The organism is Variovorax pasteuri, from assembly GCF_051216435.1.
GTDB lineage: Bacteria > Pseudomonadota > Gammaproteobacteria > Burkholderiales > Burkholderiaceae_C > Variovorax.
The window spans coordinates 35,802-51,592 of the sequence record NZ_JBPJZS010000006.1; the positions used below are offsets into that span (position 1 = coordinate 35,802).

General features: G+C 60.6%; 11 protein-coding genes and 1 pseudogene. 9 read left to right on the plus strand and 3 right to left on the minus strand.

All coding sequences use genetic code 11. The features are described from left to right. Positions 1 to 20 precede the first annotated feature (20 nt). The 5 genes from ACSFBM_RS21455 to ACSFBM_RS21475 all read left to right on the plus strand — a co-directional run bounded on the left by ACSFBM_RS21455 (position 21) and on the right by ACSFBM_RS21475 (position 7,036). The gene (locus ACSFBM_RS21455; protein WP_435486183.1) at positions 21 to 830 is read left to right on the plus strand and encodes an ImmA/IrrE family metallo-endopeptidase; all 810 of its coding nucleotides are present in this window, start codon (positions 21 to 23) and stop codon (positions 828 to 830) included. A gap of 524 nt (positions 831 to 1,354) precedes the next feature. Next, positions 1,355 to 2,638: a hypothetical protein gene (locus tag ACSFBM_RS21460; protein ID WP_435486184.1), complete on the plus strand. Its 1,284-nt coding sequence runs from the start codon at positions 1,355 to 1,357 to the stop codon at positions 2,636 to 2,638. Between the two features lie 12 nt (positions 2,639 to 2,650). Next, positions 2,651 to 4,150: a tyrosine-type recombinase/integrase gene (locus ACSFBM_RS21465; protein WP_435486185.1), complete on the plus strand. Its 1,500-nt coding sequence runs from the start codon at positions 2,651 to 2,653 to the stop codon at positions 4,148 to 4,150. Beyond that, positions 4,138 to 6,636: a hypothetical protein gene (locus ACSFBM_RS21470; RefSeq protein ID WP_435486186.1), complete on the plus strand. Its 2,499-nt coding sequence runs from the start codon at positions 4,138 to 4,140 to the stop codon at positions 6,634 to 6,636. Before ACSFBM_RS21465 ends, ACSFBM_RS21470 begins: the two co-directional genes overlap by 13 nt. Continuing rightward, complete coding sequence (locus ACSFBM_RS21475; protein ID WP_435486187.1) at positions 6,617 to 7,036, plus strand: hypothetical protein; 420 nt, start codon at positions 6,617 to 6,619, stop codon at positions 7,034 to 7,036. Before ACSFBM_RS21470 ends, ACSFBM_RS21475 begins: the two co-directional genes overlap by 20 nt. 65 nt (positions 7,037 to 7,101) lie before the next feature. Here ACSFBM_RS21475 and ttcA (ACSFBM_RS21480) read toward each other — a convergent pair whose 3' ends face one another. Continuing rightward, positions 7,102 to 8,037, minus strand: coding sequence for a tRNA 2-thiocytidine(32) synthetase TtcA (gene ttcA, locus ACSFBM_RS21480; protein WP_435486188.1), 936 nt, complete (start codon positions 8,035 to 8,037; stop codon positions 7,102 to 7,104). A gap of 190 nt (positions 8,038 to 8,227) precedes the next feature. On the opposite strand from ttcA (ACSFBM_RS21480), the pseudogene ttcA (ACSFBM_RS21485) reads away from it, so the two are divergent. The 4 genes and pseudogenes from ttcA (ACSFBM_RS21485) to ACSFBM_RS21500 all read left to right on the plus strand — a co-directional run. After that, positions 8,228 to 8,980: pseudogene (gene ttcA / locus ACSFBM_RS21485) on the plus strand (tRNA 2-thiocytidine(32) synthetase TtcA); the annotation flags it as partial. 46 nt (positions 8,981 to 9,026) lie between these two features. Next, on the plus strand, positions 9,027 to 9,644 hold the full coding sequence (locus ACSFBM_RS21490) for a DUF4136 domain-containing protein (RefSeq protein ID WP_435486189.1): 618 nt from the start codon (positions 9,027 to 9,029) through the stop codon (positions 9,642 to 9,644). Positions 9,645 to 9,663: 19 nt separating this feature from the next. Continuing rightward, positions 9,664 to 10,308: a histidine phosphatase family protein gene (locus tag ACSFBM_RS21495; RefSeq protein WP_435441300.1), complete on the plus strand. Its 645-nt coding sequence runs from the start codon at positions 9,664 to 9,666 to the stop codon at positions 10,306 to 10,308. Between the two features lie 270 nt (positions 10,309 to 10,578). Further along, a complete protein-coding gene (locus tag ACSFBM_RS21500) occupies positions 10,579 to 11,238 on the plus strand; it encodes a CAP domain-containing protein (RefSeq protein WP_435486190.1) in 660 nt (219 codons plus the stop codon). 4 nt (positions 11,239 to 11,242) lie between these two features. Here the strand turns inward: ACSFBM_RS21500 and ACSFBM_RS21505 are convergent, their stop codons facing one another. Beyond that, positions 11,243 to 14,419, minus strand: coding sequence for an efflux RND transporter permease subunit (locus ACSFBM_RS21505; RefSeq protein WP_435486191.1), 3,177 nt, complete (start codon positions 14,417 to 14,419; stop codon positions 11,243 to 11,245). A gap of 55 nt (positions 14,420 to 14,474) precedes the next feature. Further along, a complete protein-coding gene (locus ACSFBM_RS21510) occupies positions 14,475 to 15,725 on the minus strand; it encodes an efflux RND transporter periplasmic adaptor subunit (RefSeq protein WP_435486192.1) in 1,251 nt (416 codons plus the stop codon). Positions 15,726 to 15,791 lie beyond the last annotated feature (66 nt).

A 15,791-nucleotide genomic window follows, 5' to 3' on the forward strand; every position in this document is an offset into this window, starting at 1 on the left:
CTGCACATCTGCTGACGCACATGCTGGACGCGCTGGCGGCTTCGGGACAGGCCTCCCGATTTCCGGTGGATGTAGCCGACATTGCGCTGCGGGTGTCTGCGCAGTTCGGCTGGACGGATCCCATCGTTGGCGTGAAGGCGGCACCCATCGCCAGCTTTGAAGGCGGGCTTTTCACTGTCGACGGCGGCTGGGTGCTGCTCTACAACGACCAGATCCAGTCAGAGGGCCGGATCAGGTTCACGCAAGCCCATGAGCTTGGTCATTACCTGCTCCACCGGACGCTGAGAAATAGCTTCTCGTGCACCGACAAGGACATGGTGGAGTGGGGCCCGGGCGGTAAGCAACTGGAGCAGGAAGCCGACGAATTCGCCTCAACGCTCTTGATGCCGATCAATCATTTTCGAGCGCTGGTCAACGATTCGAAGATCGACTTTGAAATGCTCGGGAAGTGCGCCGATCTGTTCGGTGTGTCGCTGACGGCCGCCACGCTTCGTTGGGTGTCATTTACCGATGAAAGTGCCGTGCTGGTCTTGTCTCGAGACGGGTTTATCGACTGGAGTGTCTCGTCCGACAAAGCGCGCAAGAACGGAGCATTCTTTCGAACTCGAGGCAAGGTGATCGAGCTGCCTGCTGGGTCACTGGCCGCTGATTCCATGACCGCATCCAACAAGCCCGGCATGGCGGTCGGCACATCGGTGTGGTTCGAACATGCCGATGGCCGAGCCGTGCTCAGAGAGATGAAGATCGGTTGCGACAACTACGGCTACAGCCTGTCGCTGCTGCACCTCTCGTCGGGGGACAAGGTGTGGCCAGCGTGGGAGACACGTTAGCTGGCCGGCCGAAAACAAACACACGATCGGCGTCCAATGGACGCGAAAGCCGTGCGGGCGCAAACACATTGACTCTCGCACAGGTAACCGTAGCAGTTGGCGACTTGACAGAACACGGCGGTGATCGGAGGAAAAGAAGTCCTCCCCGGTCGGCGATCACGCTCGTCAGGATTGTCGGAACACCGATACCGCTTGACTCCGCTGCGACAACCGCCTGCCGGCGTTCCAATCCTTCGGGCAACACCTTCTCAATGCACCTGCGCCCTTGCGCCCGCGGCTTGGGGCCGTCTATGCCTGTCGCGATCAACTGACACTCTAGACATTGAAGTGCCACTGTCGTGATCGCACGTCCGGCACCATGAAGCCAAACCACATCCTCCTTGGTAAAGATTTTTCTCTGGGGACAACGCAGTTATCGGACTCCATCCCAGTTTGACAATATTCTTGAGGCACATGAAGCCTTTGCTCTCCGCCATCCGTGAATCTTCTTGCTGAGACGACCTGCGTTTTGTAAGGTTTCAGCCATGACGCTTCACTTCCGAACTGAATTTCTGCTGGACACATCGCCGGATGGCAGCGAGGCCGTTCGCCGGGTCGTACTTGTCGACCGCGAAACCGAACTGCAGCACGAACTTGCAGTGGCTTTTTTGCTTGACGAGTTTGGCCAAAAGCCGCTGAACACCCAGATAGCGGTTCTTTCAGATCTCGCGTTCTTCCTCGAATGGCAGTTGCTTCGCGCAAGGCGTGCTGAAGCCTCGGGAAAATCGAAAACGCCCTTTATCAGTCCGGAAAGTCGCGTGCTTGCCGGAACGCGCGCACTGACGACCAGAGAGATGACCGAGTACTGCTGTTGGGCGTGCCTGCATGCCGACAAGCTCGCGACCGCGCTACAAGACGAATCCTCCACCTTCGCTCGGATGGCAACCGGCAAAGCAGTCAAATTCGGCACGTCTAACCGACGCATCAGGACCACCGGAAACTACGTCGCCTGGCTGACGAAGGAATGCGATCCTCGGTTGGAACTCACGGCGGAGGAACATCGGCTGCTTGAGGCCAGCGCGCAGAGCATTCGAATGGAATTTCATAAGCACATCGCCACAGGCGACGATTCTGTAGAGGTGCGCTCGTTAAACGACGAACAACGGAGCAGCCTTGAGAGAGCCATCGGGAACGGTGGCCCATTTCCTCAAACTCCCACCGGGCGGCGCGACCGCTTGATAGTGGAAACACTCCACGAGTCAGGCCTCAGGGCGGGAGAACTACTCAAGCTCTGCTGTGTGGACGTGATCGAGTCGTGGGAATACAAGCCCGGGCAGTTCACCGGTTGCATCAAGGTCGTCGAAGCACAGAACGATCCAGCCGACACCCGATTGCATGAACCTGCTTGTAAGACAGGAGGCGGCCTAGTGCCGATCTCGACATCACTTGCGGCCAAACTCATTGAATACATCGTAAGCGACCGTGAAACGGCCGTTTTCAAATCGAACTCAGCGACGCCCTTTCTTTTTGTGAACCATGAGGGCATGTACGAAGGGAGCCCTCTTGGCCGAAGGAACCTGAATCGCATACTCGAGAAACTCAAATCCTTCGAATCACTCCCTCCCACCATCTCGCCTCACGTCTTGCGACACACCAACCTCAATCACGTTTACAAGACTGCGGCGTCAAAAGGCCGTGATGCTCGTGAAATCGTGATCCAACGAGGTCGATGGTCTACGAAATCAACAATGCCGGATCGATACGCCGCTCGTGCCATCGAACAACGCTCGGCTGAGCTTGTTCAGCAAAGAGACCAGATCATTTCCTGACGAGGTTACGGCATGTACGGTCCATACACCGAGTTCGTCGTCGGGAGCGATGAAATCTTCCCCGATGATCTTCCAACTCACATCAAAGTGATTGACAACGAATCGCGACTCATCCCAGTCAATCTAGATGGCATGCTGCTTTCCAAAACCGGCGACATTGAAAGCGTATTCCGGCTAAGAAATGTCGAGGGGTTTTTGACGCCTGCGACGGCAACTGTCTGTTACGCAGTCATCCTGCATGCGTTAAACGGCAATCGTAAGGTTTCCACAGTGATTCAATGGTTTTTCCGCTTTGAAAGGATGTTAAAGAGGTTAAATCTCACCAAGAAAGTTGCAACCGTCACGCTAAAGATGTACATGCAGGATGCACGGCAATCGTCGCCAAATGATCTTAAGACACTTAGGAGTTTTTTGAGGTATTGGATACGCCTCAGCTATCCATGCATCGCGCCAGACCTCAAGGCTCACATTCTGACCTCACGATCACCGAAGAGCGCGACCTCCATCGAAATTCAGGCAAGGAAGGCGCATGAGCGACCATTCACGATCGAGAAGGTGCGCGCGATTCATCGTCAAGTGGATGAATTGTATATTGATGGAATATTCAATCCGCAGCAAAACTTGCTTTGGCGTCTGATGATCTCAGAGGCTTTGCGGCCCTCGCAAATGCAATTATTAAGGATCAAAGATGTGTCGATGTCCACCAAAACACTTGCAGTGCCTTTAGTAAAGCTCCATGGAAAACCAAGCCGCGCAAAGATGATGGAAGTGATGGTTTCAGAGTCAGTATATGTGGCTCTTCGAGATCATCTTGCTTGGACGCAGACGCTATGCGCCGGCGATCTCTCTCCAGATCAGCCGATTTTTTGCATCAACAACCACAATCAAAAACCTGTCTTACAGAAGCGGTCACTAGGGATTACTTCTCTTATAGCTCGCTCTCGAGGACGCATCACGGACCACATTGCTGACTTGAGCAACCTTGATCTTTTCACAAGGCGTTTCAAGCATACGAAACTCACTCACCTGGCCATTCTGGGTGCACCTATAGAGGTCCTCAAACAAGCGGCCTTTCACACCTCTTCGGGCTCGCTCGTGCGCTATGTCAACTTGACCGATGAAATGGCTGACGCGTTTGAGCGGCAGATGGATCCACATTTCACACTTGTAATCGATGCGTTTAGAGGTTCAGTATTAGATACAGATGGCGAGAAGTCCGTCCCCGAAGATAAGCTCATTCTCGATATCGATTTGAACGACAGCGTCGGAGGCTGCGGAGCTGAACCATGCGGCGTTTTAGCTCCCATCGGTTGCTATATTTGTCCACGGTTCAAGGCCTTCTTAGACGGACCTCACCAGCAGGTTCTGGCAAGGATGGAGAACGCACGAGAAAAAAAGATTCAAATGAGATTACCTGCGGAAACCATTCAAAGAGACGACAACATCATTTCGGCCGTAAAGCAAGTGATCTGGCTCTGCGAGAGAAAAAAGAGCACCCAATGCAAGGGGTGACCCCACACTTCCGTGCAAAGACTTCTGCCGACCCCAGAAGATTTGATGAATTTTCCCAATGGGGATGTCCCGGAGGAATCGCAGGTTTTGACTCGGTGCATGAGCAAAAATACGATCCACGTGATCCGTGGTTTTCGATGGCACCGCAGCGCTTAAAAAACAACGACAAAGTCGCGCGACTTCCATTTGTAAAATTCGAGCACCGCGCAAGGGCCCGACAAATATTCATTCGCACTCGATCTGGTTCCCCCAAGATTATCGAGCCAGAGGCGATGATTGGCGGAGAGCGCTTCCTCGCTTTTGCGAAGGCATACATCAACGTGATGGTTATTTACCGAAATCTTAGGGGTCTTCCCAAAACGCAGACACGGACACTGGTACTCATCGAATGGGCCCTGCGACAGCTTAACTCTGGAGCCAATGACCCATCCCTCATGACGCGCGCAACGTTCGCTCTCGCTGAGCGGAAGTTAATAAGCGAACCGTGCGCTGCAGGCGTCAAATACGATATTGGATGTGAGTTGTCCATGCTCGCGGGCATGTTGCAAGGCGGCTATCACTCGAAGAATTTTCGATACGGGCAGTTCGGTTTTGGTTTGTTGGCCATTCGCTTCACTTTTACGTCCACGGTGCCCATGCCGGTTAAACGAAAAGCGCAACTTCTTGATGACGACATGCAGACGAAAAATCAGTCTAAGCGGTTGCCAAACGAAGTCGTGACTGCTATTGGGCTGGCATACCGCTCCGCGCAGCAAAGATTTGGGCGAGATCATGAGGTTACCGCGATGGCCGCGTTGGCAGCATTGCCATTTACCACCGTATCGATGCGTTTGTCGGATCTGTTGCAGCTTCGCGCCGACGCTCTTAGACGCTTTGAAGGAAAAGTCCGACTATCGATCTACCGACCAAAAATCGATCTGTATCAAGAGCTTCCTGTCCCAAGACAACTTGAGACTCTTGCCGAAGAATTGAGTGAAGTCGCCGCTGATTATTCGTCAAAAGCAAGGGCGGCGTTCAAGTACTACATTGAAAGATTCGAAAGCTTCGAGAAAATTGATGAGTTATACATTCCGGAAGATCTTCAGAGTCATTTCGGTCAAGCTTATTTCAGGAGGCCTGTACCTGGAGGAAGAAAGATCAATGGAGATGCGCCAGTCAATGCCTTTGAAATGGAGGCTCTCGATCGCCCCTCCCTTTACCAGAAGGTCTCAACAGTCACCATTGCTAAGCTAAGCATCTTTCGCGGTGTCGACACTCCGAAAGACTTTTTTCCAGCTATCAAGTTCCGGGCTCAATTTGCAGGGCGCGTCTATCTATCGCGCACCGATTTGAGCATCTTGCTGCAGAGCGTGGGAGTTAGGGTGCCAGACGAAATTCGGCAGCTCTCCCCAAATATCTACGTTGATCGAGATTATCTATTCAAATCGATCTCCGCGGACGAAGGACAGAAGATCGGTATCGAACTCGCCTTTCTTTTGGCAGGGCGGAATCTCGCCTATTTTTCTAGCGTTGAAAAATTGCGCACCGAACTCTTGGCTGACTTCAAGAAAAAGAAATTCTCGCATTGGCCCTATACATCCAGTGATCGAAAGCTGCGGCTCGACGAGGCCCTCTGCGTGTGGTTCGACGCACAAATTGACCATAAAAGAGATTTTTTGATAAGAAAGCGAGCATGGTGGCGCCCTGTCGTCCTTACGCACAACCGGTTTATTCAATGGACTGGTGGCTACGCAGACAAGCCCCCGAGGCTCTTCGAGATATTGGACATCAGGCTGTCAAATGGCGAACATCCGACCTTTACCCTTCACGACGCCCGCGCGTATCTTCAAACGCGAGCCCTCACGCTAGGAGTTAGTGAGCAGTACATTGATCTACTCGCAGGCAGAACATCGGGCCCACAGTCAGCACACTATGATTTGCGCACTCCAGCCGAGATAGTGAGCAACTCAATTGAAGGGTTTGATCCGGCAGTCGATTTCAAAGTGATAGGGCCCGTTGCAGATAGCGCACGGACGATCGAGGTGGTAGATCGAAAAATTTTTCTCTTTGAGAGAGCTGTACCCAAACAACTCACGGAAGTGGGTGGATGCTCAACATCTTGGTCTCTCAATCCCTGCGAACAGCATGGCGACTGCATGAGGTGTGGCCTTCACGTCTGGATGAAAGGGGACAAGAAGCGCTTGCCAATCATTAAAGATATGCATCAGCACTCCGTCCGCATGATCGCCGAGGGGCACAGGAGGTTGCGCTCGAGCACGGGCCTAAAAAAGCCGATCGAGCGCCACATCAGACAACATGAATCAGTTCGCCTTCGCTGTGAAGAGATTTTCGCTGTGGAGAATGACCCATCAATTACACCCGGCACGATCGTGACGTTCGAGGCGGCGCCAGAGGCTCTGGGCCTTTCCGAACTTACGTCTCGACTACACGATGAAAATGTCGGCGTTTCGCCGGAAAGAGATGACCATGGGAATGTCGAAGATTAGTCGGAAGGCAGAAGGAGCGATTGTGGCCATCTTGAAAGAATGGCCTGTCAAGCAACGACTAACGTGGGATTCGCTCAGAAAGCAGATAGCCAAGAAATTCAAATCGGCAGAAGTGTGGTCGCGTCAATCTCTTGGCGCAAATGAAGCGATCTACAGCGCATACGAAGCAGCAAAGACGCCAGATCCTGAGCGCTCAAATGCTCCCAATCGCAGTCGGTCCTGGTACGCGAAAAGAGTTATCGAGTTGGAGCGGAAGGTTGCCGATTTGACCGTAAAACAAGCTGCGCTGCAGTTGCGCCATATGCAGCTCGTTCACAACGTTTCGCTATTGCCCGGTGGGATCGGATTGCTGGCTCTTCCATTGCCCAGTAATACGCGTCGAAAGCGGGAAGATAGGTAGAGATCCAGCTCAGACGCTGCCAGAAGACCAGGAACGGTCCTTCTACTGTCGCCCCGGCTGCTATGTTAAGGCGCCCGTCGATTCCCATTCGGCGTCAAACTCCCCGATGAGCTAACTGAACTAGCGATTGTCGAAATACCGGATATGAGCCGGATTGGGACTGCGCCGATTTCCGAAGGCTCATTCGGCGCAGCGAGCCAGTTGCTGACGTCGTCCAGTTCGCCGCTCACCTTCGCTGGCGTGTCGAAGTCATGCAACTTTCGGTCGAGCAGGTGTGACGGCACCACATCGGTCAATGCACGAAACATGTTGTCGGAGCGCCCCGGGAAGCGTCGATCCCATTCCTGAATCATTTCCTTCATTGCTCTGCGCTGAAGGTTGGGTTGAGAACCGCATAGATTGCAAGGGATGATCGGGAAATTCATCGCCGCCGAATAGGCCTTGATGTCTCGCTCGGCGCAGTACGCGAGTGGGCGAATGACTACATTTCTTCCGTCGTCTGAGACCAGCTTCGGCGGCATAGTTTTCAGCTTGCCGCCGAAGAACATGTTGAGAAGCAACGTCTCCAAAATGTCGTCGCGATGGTGACCCAACGCTACCTTGGTCGCACCCAATTCCACCGCGGTCCGGTAAAGGATGCCGCGCCGCAGCCTTGAGCAAAGGGCGCAAGTCGTTTTTCCCTCAGGCACCTTCTCCTTGACGATGGAGTAGGTGTCCTCCTCGATGACGCGAAACGGAACGTTTAGCTGAGTCAAATATGCGGGAAGGATGTCCTCCGGGAAGCCTGGCTGCTTCTGGTCGAGGTTGACCGCCACTACATCAAAGTTGATCGGAGCGACTTCCTTGAGATAAAGAAGACTATCCAGCATCGTGTAACTGTCTGCCCCACCCGACAGACAGACCATGACGAGGTCGCCTTCCTCGATCATCGCGTAGTCAACGATAGCTTGGCCGGCGAGTCGGCGGATGCGCTTGCGCAGTTTATTAAATTCAACACTCATAGATGAGAAACCTCTGGTGCATTGTAAGGAGGCCTCGACAGGCGCGCCTCAATGTAAACATTGGCCGTAGTTAGCGCGTTTCTTGACAAAGTGCAGAAGTTGTAAGGCATGGCGCTTTTGCCCGCTGCCGCGACCCCTCCGTGCGCAACCGCAGAGAAAGCATCTTGAAGAGCTCCCACGTCCGATAAGCAAAGACAGCTACGCGCTGCTCGACATCCTGCTCAAGATGAAGGCGCGCGCGCCCATTCACTTCGACATCGTGGCGGTCAACCTCGACCAGAAGCAGCCCGGCTTTCCCGAAGACGTGCTGCCTAAGTACCTGAGCGACCTGGGCGTGGACTTCCACATCGAGAACCAGGACACCTACAGCATCGTCAAGCGCGTGATTCCCGAGGGCAAGACCACCTGCGGCCTGTGCAGCCGGCTGCGCCGCGGCATCCTGTACCGCGTGGCCGACGAGCTGGGCGCCACCAAGGTCGCGCTGGGCCACCACCGCGACGACATGCTGCAGACCTTCTTCCTCAACATGTTCTTCGCCGGCAAGTTGAAGAGCATGCCGCCCAAGCTGGTGAGCGACGACGGCAAGCACATCGTGATCCGCCCGCTGGCCTACGTGGCCGAAAAGGACACCGTGCGCTGGGCGCAGCACCGCGAGTTCCCGATCATTCCCTGCACGCTGTGCGGCAGCCAGGAGAACCTGCAGCGCAAGCAGGTCGGCGAAATGCTGCGCGAATGGGACAAGAAGTACCCCGGGCGCGTGGAGAACATGTTCACGTCGCTGCAGAACGTGGTGCCGTCCCACCTGCTCGACGGAACGCTGCACGACTTCAAGGGTCTCAAGGCGACGGGCGTGGCGGACGAGAACGGCGACACCGCCTTCGACACGCCCTCCTTCGATCTGCTCTCCCAGGCACCCTCGGCCCTGCGCATCGTCCAGGGCTGACCGGGCAACCCAGGGGAATTTGGGGCTTTTCAGCCCGGAGACCCTTATGAAACGCGCGTTATCCGCTCTCTTTCTGATAGCAAGCCTGACCGGCTGCGCCACCTCCTGGGTGGTCGACAGCGACGTGAAGAGCTTCGCCTCGCCCGGCACCGTGGCGCCCGGTGCCACCTACCGCTTCGATCGCCTGCCTTCGCAGCAGGCCGACGGCGCCCGGCAGGCATCGCTCGAAGCGATGGCCGGCGCGGCGCTCGACAAGGCCGGCCTGCGCCGCGACGACGCCAAGCCCCAGTACACCGCGCAGATCGGCGCGCGCGTCTCGGCCGGGCTGTCGCCGTGGGCCGATCCCTGGCTCTACAGCGGCCCGTGGGGTGGCGGGTATGGCGGCTACGGCTACTACGGCCGGCGCTGGCATGGCGGCGGCTGGTACGGCGGCCCGGGGTTCGCGCCGCCGGCCAAGCCCTGGTACGAGCGCGAGGTGAGCATCGTGCTGCGCGAGGCGGGCTCCAACCGCGTGGTCTACGAGACCCGCGCACGCAACGACGGCCCGTACAACGTCAGCGCGGCGATCCTGCCGGTGATGTTCGAGGCCGCCCTGCAGGGCTTTCCCAATCCGCCGCAGGGCGAGCGCCGGGTGAACATCGAGCTGCCGGCGGCCGGAAAGTAGCGCTTCTAGAATCCCGCGGATGGAAGAACCCACCCGCCTGATCGCCGTTCGCCACGGCGAAACCGCCTGGAACGTCGACACCCGCATCCAGGGCCAGCTCGACATCGGGCTGAACGCCACCGGCGTCTGGCAAGCGCGGCGCGCCGGCGGGGCGCTGGCGGACGAGCCCATCGGCGTCGTCTATGCCAGCGACCTGTCGCGTGCCTGGCAGACCGCCGAGGAAATCGCCAGGCCCCACGGCTTGGCCGTGCAGCCCGAGCCGCGCCTGCGCGAGCGGGCCTTCGGCACCTTCGAGGGCATGAGCTTCGCGGAAATCGAGGCCACGCTGCCCGAGCAGGCCAGGCGCTGGCGCGAGCGCGACCCGGAGTTCGAACCCGAGGGCGGCGAAAGCCTGCTGGTGTTTCGCGACCGCGTGACGGGCGTGGCGGCCGAACTGGCGGCGCGCCATCCCGGCGAGCTGGTGGTGCTGGTCGCGCACGGCGGGGTGATGGACGTGCTCTACCGCGCCGCCACCCGGCAGGCGCTGCAGGCGCCGCGCACCTGGCAACTGGGCAATGCGGCCATCAACCGCATGCTGTGGACCTCCGGCGGGTTCAGCCTCGTGGGGTGGAGCGATACCGCTCACCTGACGGCGGGCGACGCGCTCGACGAGATCACGAGCTGAGTTTTTTCGCGGGTTGCGTATACACGCCGCTGTTCAGGGCACGCGCACGCCGACGGGGTGCGCCAGCAGCGTGTCCAGTGCATAGGGCGCCCGAACGCGCCGTCCCAAATCGCCAGCTGCCGTGAAGTTCTTCACGCCCACGCCACCTGCTGCAGCGGCTCCCAGCCATTGACTTCGCCTGCGACTCCCAATAATCGCGCGGCCCCGAAATTCATCGAGGCCAGCCAGTCAATAGTTATTAACAATGGGAGTCTCATGCAAACAAATTCCGTGAACAAATCATTGGCGAAAGGCCTGCTGTGCCTCGCCGCCGGCTTGCTGCTTGCGGCCTGCGGGGGTGGCAATTCGGATTCGCCCGCCTTTTCAGCGCCCGCGCCCGCCGCGGCAGTGCCTGCACAGCAGGCCTCCTCGGCCCCCGCAGCGCCCACGGCACCCGCCGCGCCCGCGGAACCACAGGCATCCACCCCCGCGCTGGACGCCTTCCAGCAAGAAGCGCTCGATGCCCACAACGCGGCGCGCGCCGGGGAAGGCAAGGGCCTCGCCAGCCTGAAATGGTCGGCCAATCTGCAGACGGACACCCAGGCATGGGCTGACCAATGCAAGTTCGACCATTCGATGCCGAAGGGACAGGGCCAGAACCTGTACATGACCTCGGCCTCGACCGCGAGCCCCGGCAACGCGGTCAAGGCGTGGATGGGCGAGAAGGCCGACTACACCTACGGCGCGACCGGCGGCACCTGCGCACAGAACAAGGCCTGCGGCCACTACACGCAGGTCATCTGGAGCACCACCACCGAGGTCGGCTGCGCGGCGAAGACCTGCGGGAACATCACCGACAATGGCAAGGACATCGGCCCCGGCACCGTGCTCGTGTGCAACTACAGCCCGTCCGGCAATGTCACCGGCCACCCGCCCTACCCCGCGCCCTGACGCCCTAGGTGTGCGAGGCCGCCGCGTGCTCCACGGTACCGGCACCGGCGGCCTTCGCATCCGCTTCCCCGGGCAGATCGACCATCGGCCCCGTACCGCTGTAGCGGTCCAGCGCCAGGTAGATCGCCGGCGTGATGTACAGCGTGATCACCTGCGAGAAGATCAGCCCGCCCACCACCGCCACGCCGAGCGGCTGCCGAAGCTCGGCGCCCGCGCCCAGGCCCAGGGCCAGCGGCAGCGCGCCCATCAGCGCGGCCAGCGTGGTCATCAGGATCGGCCGGAAGCGCAGCCGGCAGGCCTCGCGAATGGCGTCCACCGGCTTCATGCCCTCGGTGCGCTGCGCGTCGAGGGCGAAGTCGATCAGCATGATCGCGTTCTTCTTCACGATGCCGATCAGCAACAGGATGCCGATGGTGGCAATCAGCGTCAGGTCGAAGCCGAAGAGCTTCAGCGACAGCAGCGCACCCACCGCCGCCGAAGGCAGCCCGGCCAGAATGGTCAGCGGATGGATATAGCTCTCGTACAGCACGCCCAGCAGCACGTAGATGACCAGCACCGCCAGCACCAGCAGCACCGCCTGGCTCGACTGCGAGCTCTGGAACACCGCGGCATCGCCGCCGTAGGTGGTGATGATCGACTGCGGCATCTTCAGCTCGTCCTTGAACTGGTCGATCTTCGCGGTCGCGTTGCCCAGCGGCACGTCAGGCCCGAGGTTGAACGACACCGTCACTGCCTGCAGCTGGCCCTGGTGGTTGACCGACGTCGGCCCCACGGTGCGGTTGATGGTGGAGAAGGCCGACAGCGGCACCAGCCGGCCGGTGGTGCTGCGCACCGACAGGCGCGACACGTCGTCCTCGAACTGGCGGTCGCTGTCGGCGGCCGACAGGATCACCTGGTAGGTGTTGCTGGCCGCGTAGATGCTGCCGATCTGGCGGTCGCCGTACGCGTTGTACAGGGCCGTGCGCAGATCGCCCACCGCCACGCCGAGCACGCCGGCCTTGTCGCGGTCGATGTCGAGCGTGGCCTGCAGGCCGCGGTTCTGCGAGTCGCTGGTCACGTCGCGGAACGCGGGATCGGCGCGCATGCGCTCCATCAGCTTGGTGGCCCACGGCACCATCTCGCCCGCGTTCACGCTCTGCAGCGTGTACTGGAAGCGCGCCTTGCTCTGGCGCCCGCCCAGGCGCAGGTTCTGCACCGGCTGCATGTAGACGGCAACGCCCGGAATCTCGCGGAAGCGCTGGCGCAGCGACTCGAGCACCTTGGCCATCTGCGGGCGCTCGCTGCGCGGCTTGAGCACCGCGAACAGGCGCCCGGAGTTCTGCGTGGCGGTCGGGCCGCCCACGCCGACGAAGGAGCTCACGTAGTCCACGCTAGGGTCAGCCTGCAGCGCGTCGGACACGCGCGCCTGCAGCGCCTTCATGGCCGCGAACGAGATGTCTTCGGCCGCCTCGGTGGTGATCTGGATCTGGCCGATGTCTTCCTCGGGGAAGAAGCCCTTGGGAATGGTGGCGAACAGCCAGCCGGTGACCACGAAGGTCAGGCCCGCGATCGCCAGCATCACCTTGCGGTGTCCCAGCGTCCAGTCGAGCGAGCGCATGTAGCCGCCGTGCACCGCACGGTAGCCGCGCTCAAAGGCGCGGCCGATGGCAGTGCCGGGTTCGGGGTGCTGCTCTTCATGGTCCATCGCGCCCTCGGGCCGTGGCACGTGCTTGAGCAGCCGGCTCGCCAGCATCGGCACCAGCGTGAGCGAGACCACGGCCGACACCAGCACCGCCAGCGCCACCACCACCGCGAACTCGTGGAACAGCAGGCCGATCACGCCCGGCATGAAGAAGATCGGGATGAACACCGCCACCAGCGAGATGGAGATCGACACGATGGTGAAGCCCACCTCGCGCGCCCCGCGCAGCGCCGCCGCATAGGGCTCCATGCCCTTCTCGACGTAGCGCATGATGTTCTCGAGCACGACGATGGCGTCGTCCACCACCAGGCCCACGGCCAGCGTGATGCCCAGAAGCGACACGTTGTCCAGGCTGTAGCCGAAGGCGTAGAGCAGCGCCACCGCGCCGATCAGCGAGATCGGAATGGTGGCCGCCGGAATCAGCGTGGCCACCAGCCGGTGCAGGAAGAGAAAGATCACCAGCACCACCAGCGCGATGGTGCCCAGCAGCGTGAGCTGCACGTCGTGCACCGCCTCGCGGATGGACAGCGAGCGGTCGTTCACCATCTGGATCTCGACCGACTGCGGCAGCTCCGCCTTGAAGCGCGGAATGAGCGCGCGCACCGCGTCCACCACCTGCACGGTGTTGGCATTGGGCTGGCGCTGCACGGCCAGCGAAATGGAGTCCTGCCCGTTGAAGCTGCTGGCGGTCTTGACCGACTCGAAGCTGTCCTCGATGGTGGCCACTTCATCGAGCCGCACCGGCGCACCGTTGCGCTGGCCGACGATCAGCTTGGCGAAATCGGCCGCCTTCACGAGCTGGCGGTTGGCCTGGATGGTGAGTGTCTGGCGCGGGCCGTCGAGCACGCCGACGGGCGTGTTGGCGTTGGCCGAATTGACGGCCTTGGCCAGCTCGTCGAGCGTGATGTTGCGCGCGTTGAGCAGGTCGGCGTTGGCCTTGATGCGCACCGCGAAGGCCTTGCGGCCGTACACGCCCACCTGCGCCACGCCGTCGATGGTCGAGAGCGTGGGCGAGATCAGGTTCTCGGCGTAGTCGTTGAGCTCGGCCGGGTTCATCGACGGCGAGATCAGCGCGATGAACAGCACCGGCGCGTCGGCCGGGTTGACCTTGCGGTACGAGGGCAGCTGCGTGAGCTCCTGCGGCAGCTGGCGTTGCGCGCGCAAGAGCGCGGCCTGCACGTCGACCGCGGCGGCGTCGATGTCGCGGCTGCTCACGAATTCGAGCGTGAGCGAGGTCACGCCCTGCGTGTTCACCGAGCTGATGGTCTGCAGGCCGGGGATGGTGGAGAACTGCTTTTCGAGCGGCAGCGCGACCGAGCTCGCCATGGTGTCAGGGCTGGCGCCGGGGAGCTGCGCGTTGACGTTGATGACCGGCGTGTTGTAGCTGGGCAGCGCCGCGACCGGGATGCTGAAGTACGCAAAGATGCCGATCACCACCACGGCGGCCGACAGCAGCACCGTCATCGCGGGACGGCGGATGCAGAGTTCGGAAATGTTCATGGGGAAACCTCCGCGCTGCGCGCTGCGGCATTCGCCTTGGGAGCGGCCCGGCGGCTCATGCGCGTTCCTGCTTCGGCGGCTTGGCGTCCGCGCCGTCGGAAGACGCTGCGCTGCCGGGCGTGACACCGCTGGTGCCGTTCGTCGGCGTGGCCGGTGCGGCCGGCGCATCCGGCGCAGCCGCCGGCGCCTTGGCATCCACGCGCACCTTGCCGCCGGGGCGCACGTTCTGGTTGCCCTCGATCACCACCTGCTCGCCCGGCTCCACGCCGCTCACCGCGACCTGGGTGCCGAAGGTGTGCAGCGTCTTCACCTTGCGCCGCGTGGCGGTCCTGGCAGCGTCCACCACGTAGAGCGAGGTGCCGTCGGCCAGCATCATCAGCGCCGCGGCCGGCACCACCGTGGCGCCCTCCAGCGTGCGCACCGTGATGCGCGTGCCGACGAACTGCCCCGGCCACAGCCCCTGGTCGGCATTGGCGAACACGGCCTTGGCGCGCACCGTGCCGATCTGCGGATCGACGGTGTTGTCGACAAAGTCGAGCGTGCCGCTCAGCGGCGCCTTGCGTCCACTGACAAGCGCCTCGACCTTCGAGCGGGTGCGCGCGGCGGCCAGCAGGTCCTGCAGGTTGCCTTCGGGCACCGGGAAGCTCACGGCAATGGGGTCGAGCTGCGTGATGGTGACCAGCGACAGCGTCGGCTGCACCAGCGTGCCCGGGTAGATGTTGACGGCGCCGATGCGCCCGGCAATCGGCGCGCGCAGCGTGGCATAGCCCAGCGCCACCTGCGCGCTCTGCACGGCGGCGCGGTCGGCGGCCACGGCGGCGCGCTGCGCCTCCAGCTGCGAGAGCGTGGCGTCGGCCGCGCTCTTGGCGATGAAGTTCTGCGCCACCAGGTCCTGGCTGCGCTTGTACTGGCGCTCCAGGTCGGCCATGGTGGCCTCGTCCTTTTGCTGCTGCGCCCGTGCGCGCGCCAGGTTGGCCTGGTCATTGCGGTCGTCCAGCGTGAAGAGCAACTGGCCCGACTTGACGAACTGGCCCTCCTTCACGTGCACCGCGCTCACCGTGTTCGTCACCTGCGGGCGCAGGTCGACACTGTTGAGGGAGACCACGCTGCCGTTGACCTGCACGGTGACCGGCACGTCCAGCTTCTGTGCCGTGGCCAGCGTCACCAGCGCGGCCGCGCCGCCGCCCGCCGGGACCGGCGCCTTGGCGCTTTTTCCATCGGTCTTGCCGCCGGACAGGCTCCACCAGCCGCCCGCGGCAGCTACGATCAACACGCCCACGAGGGCAACGGCAGCATTTTTTTTCATGGGGTTTTTGTGCACTTTGAGCTGACATCGGCTATTGAATCAGTGGCCGACGCGCAGTGTTGACCA

Bases quoted from the DNA above. Each gene is read 5' to 3' on its own strand.
- ACSFBM_RS21455 (WP_435486183.1), top strand. From the start codon at position 21: ATGCTGGACGCGCTGGCGGCTTCGGGACAGGCCTCCCGATTTCCGGTG.
- ttcA (WP_435486188.1), bottom strand. From the start codon at position 8,037: ATGAGTGTTGAATTTAATAAACTGCGCAAGCGCATCCGCCGACTCGCC.
- ACSFBM_RS21470 (WP_435486186.1), top strand. From the start codon at position 4,138: ATGCAAGGGGTGACCCCACACTTCCGTGCAAAGACTTCTGCCGACCCC.
- ACSFBM_RS21510 (WP_435486192.1), bottom strand. From the start codon at position 15,725: ATGAAAAAAAATGCTGCCGTTGCCCTCGTGGGCGTGTTGATCGTAGCT.
- ACSFBM_RS21490 (WP_435486189.1), top strand. From the start codon at position 9,027: ATGAAACGCGCGTTATCCGCTCTCTTTCTGATAGCAAGCCTGACCGGC.
- ACSFBM_RS21495 (WP_435441300.1), top strand. From the start codon at position 9,664: ATGGAAGAACCCACCCGCCTGATCGCCGTTCGCCACGGCGAAACCGCC.
- ACSFBM_RS21505 (WP_435486191.1), bottom strand. From the start codon at position 14,419: ATGAACATTTCCGAACTCTGCATCCGCCGTCCCGCGATGACGGTGCTG.
- ACSFBM_RS21475 (WP_435486187.1), top strand. From the start codon at position 6,617: ATGGGAATGTCGAAGATTAGTCGGAAGGCAGAAGGAGCGATTGTGGCC.
- ACSFBM_RS21460 (WP_435486184.1), top strand. From the start codon at position 1,355: ATGACGCTTCACTTCCGAACTGAATTTCTGCTGGACACATCGCCGGAT.
- ACSFBM_RS21465 (WP_435486185.1), top strand. From the start codon at position 2,651: ATGTACGGTCCATACACCGAGTTCGTCGTCGGGAGCGATGAAATCTTC.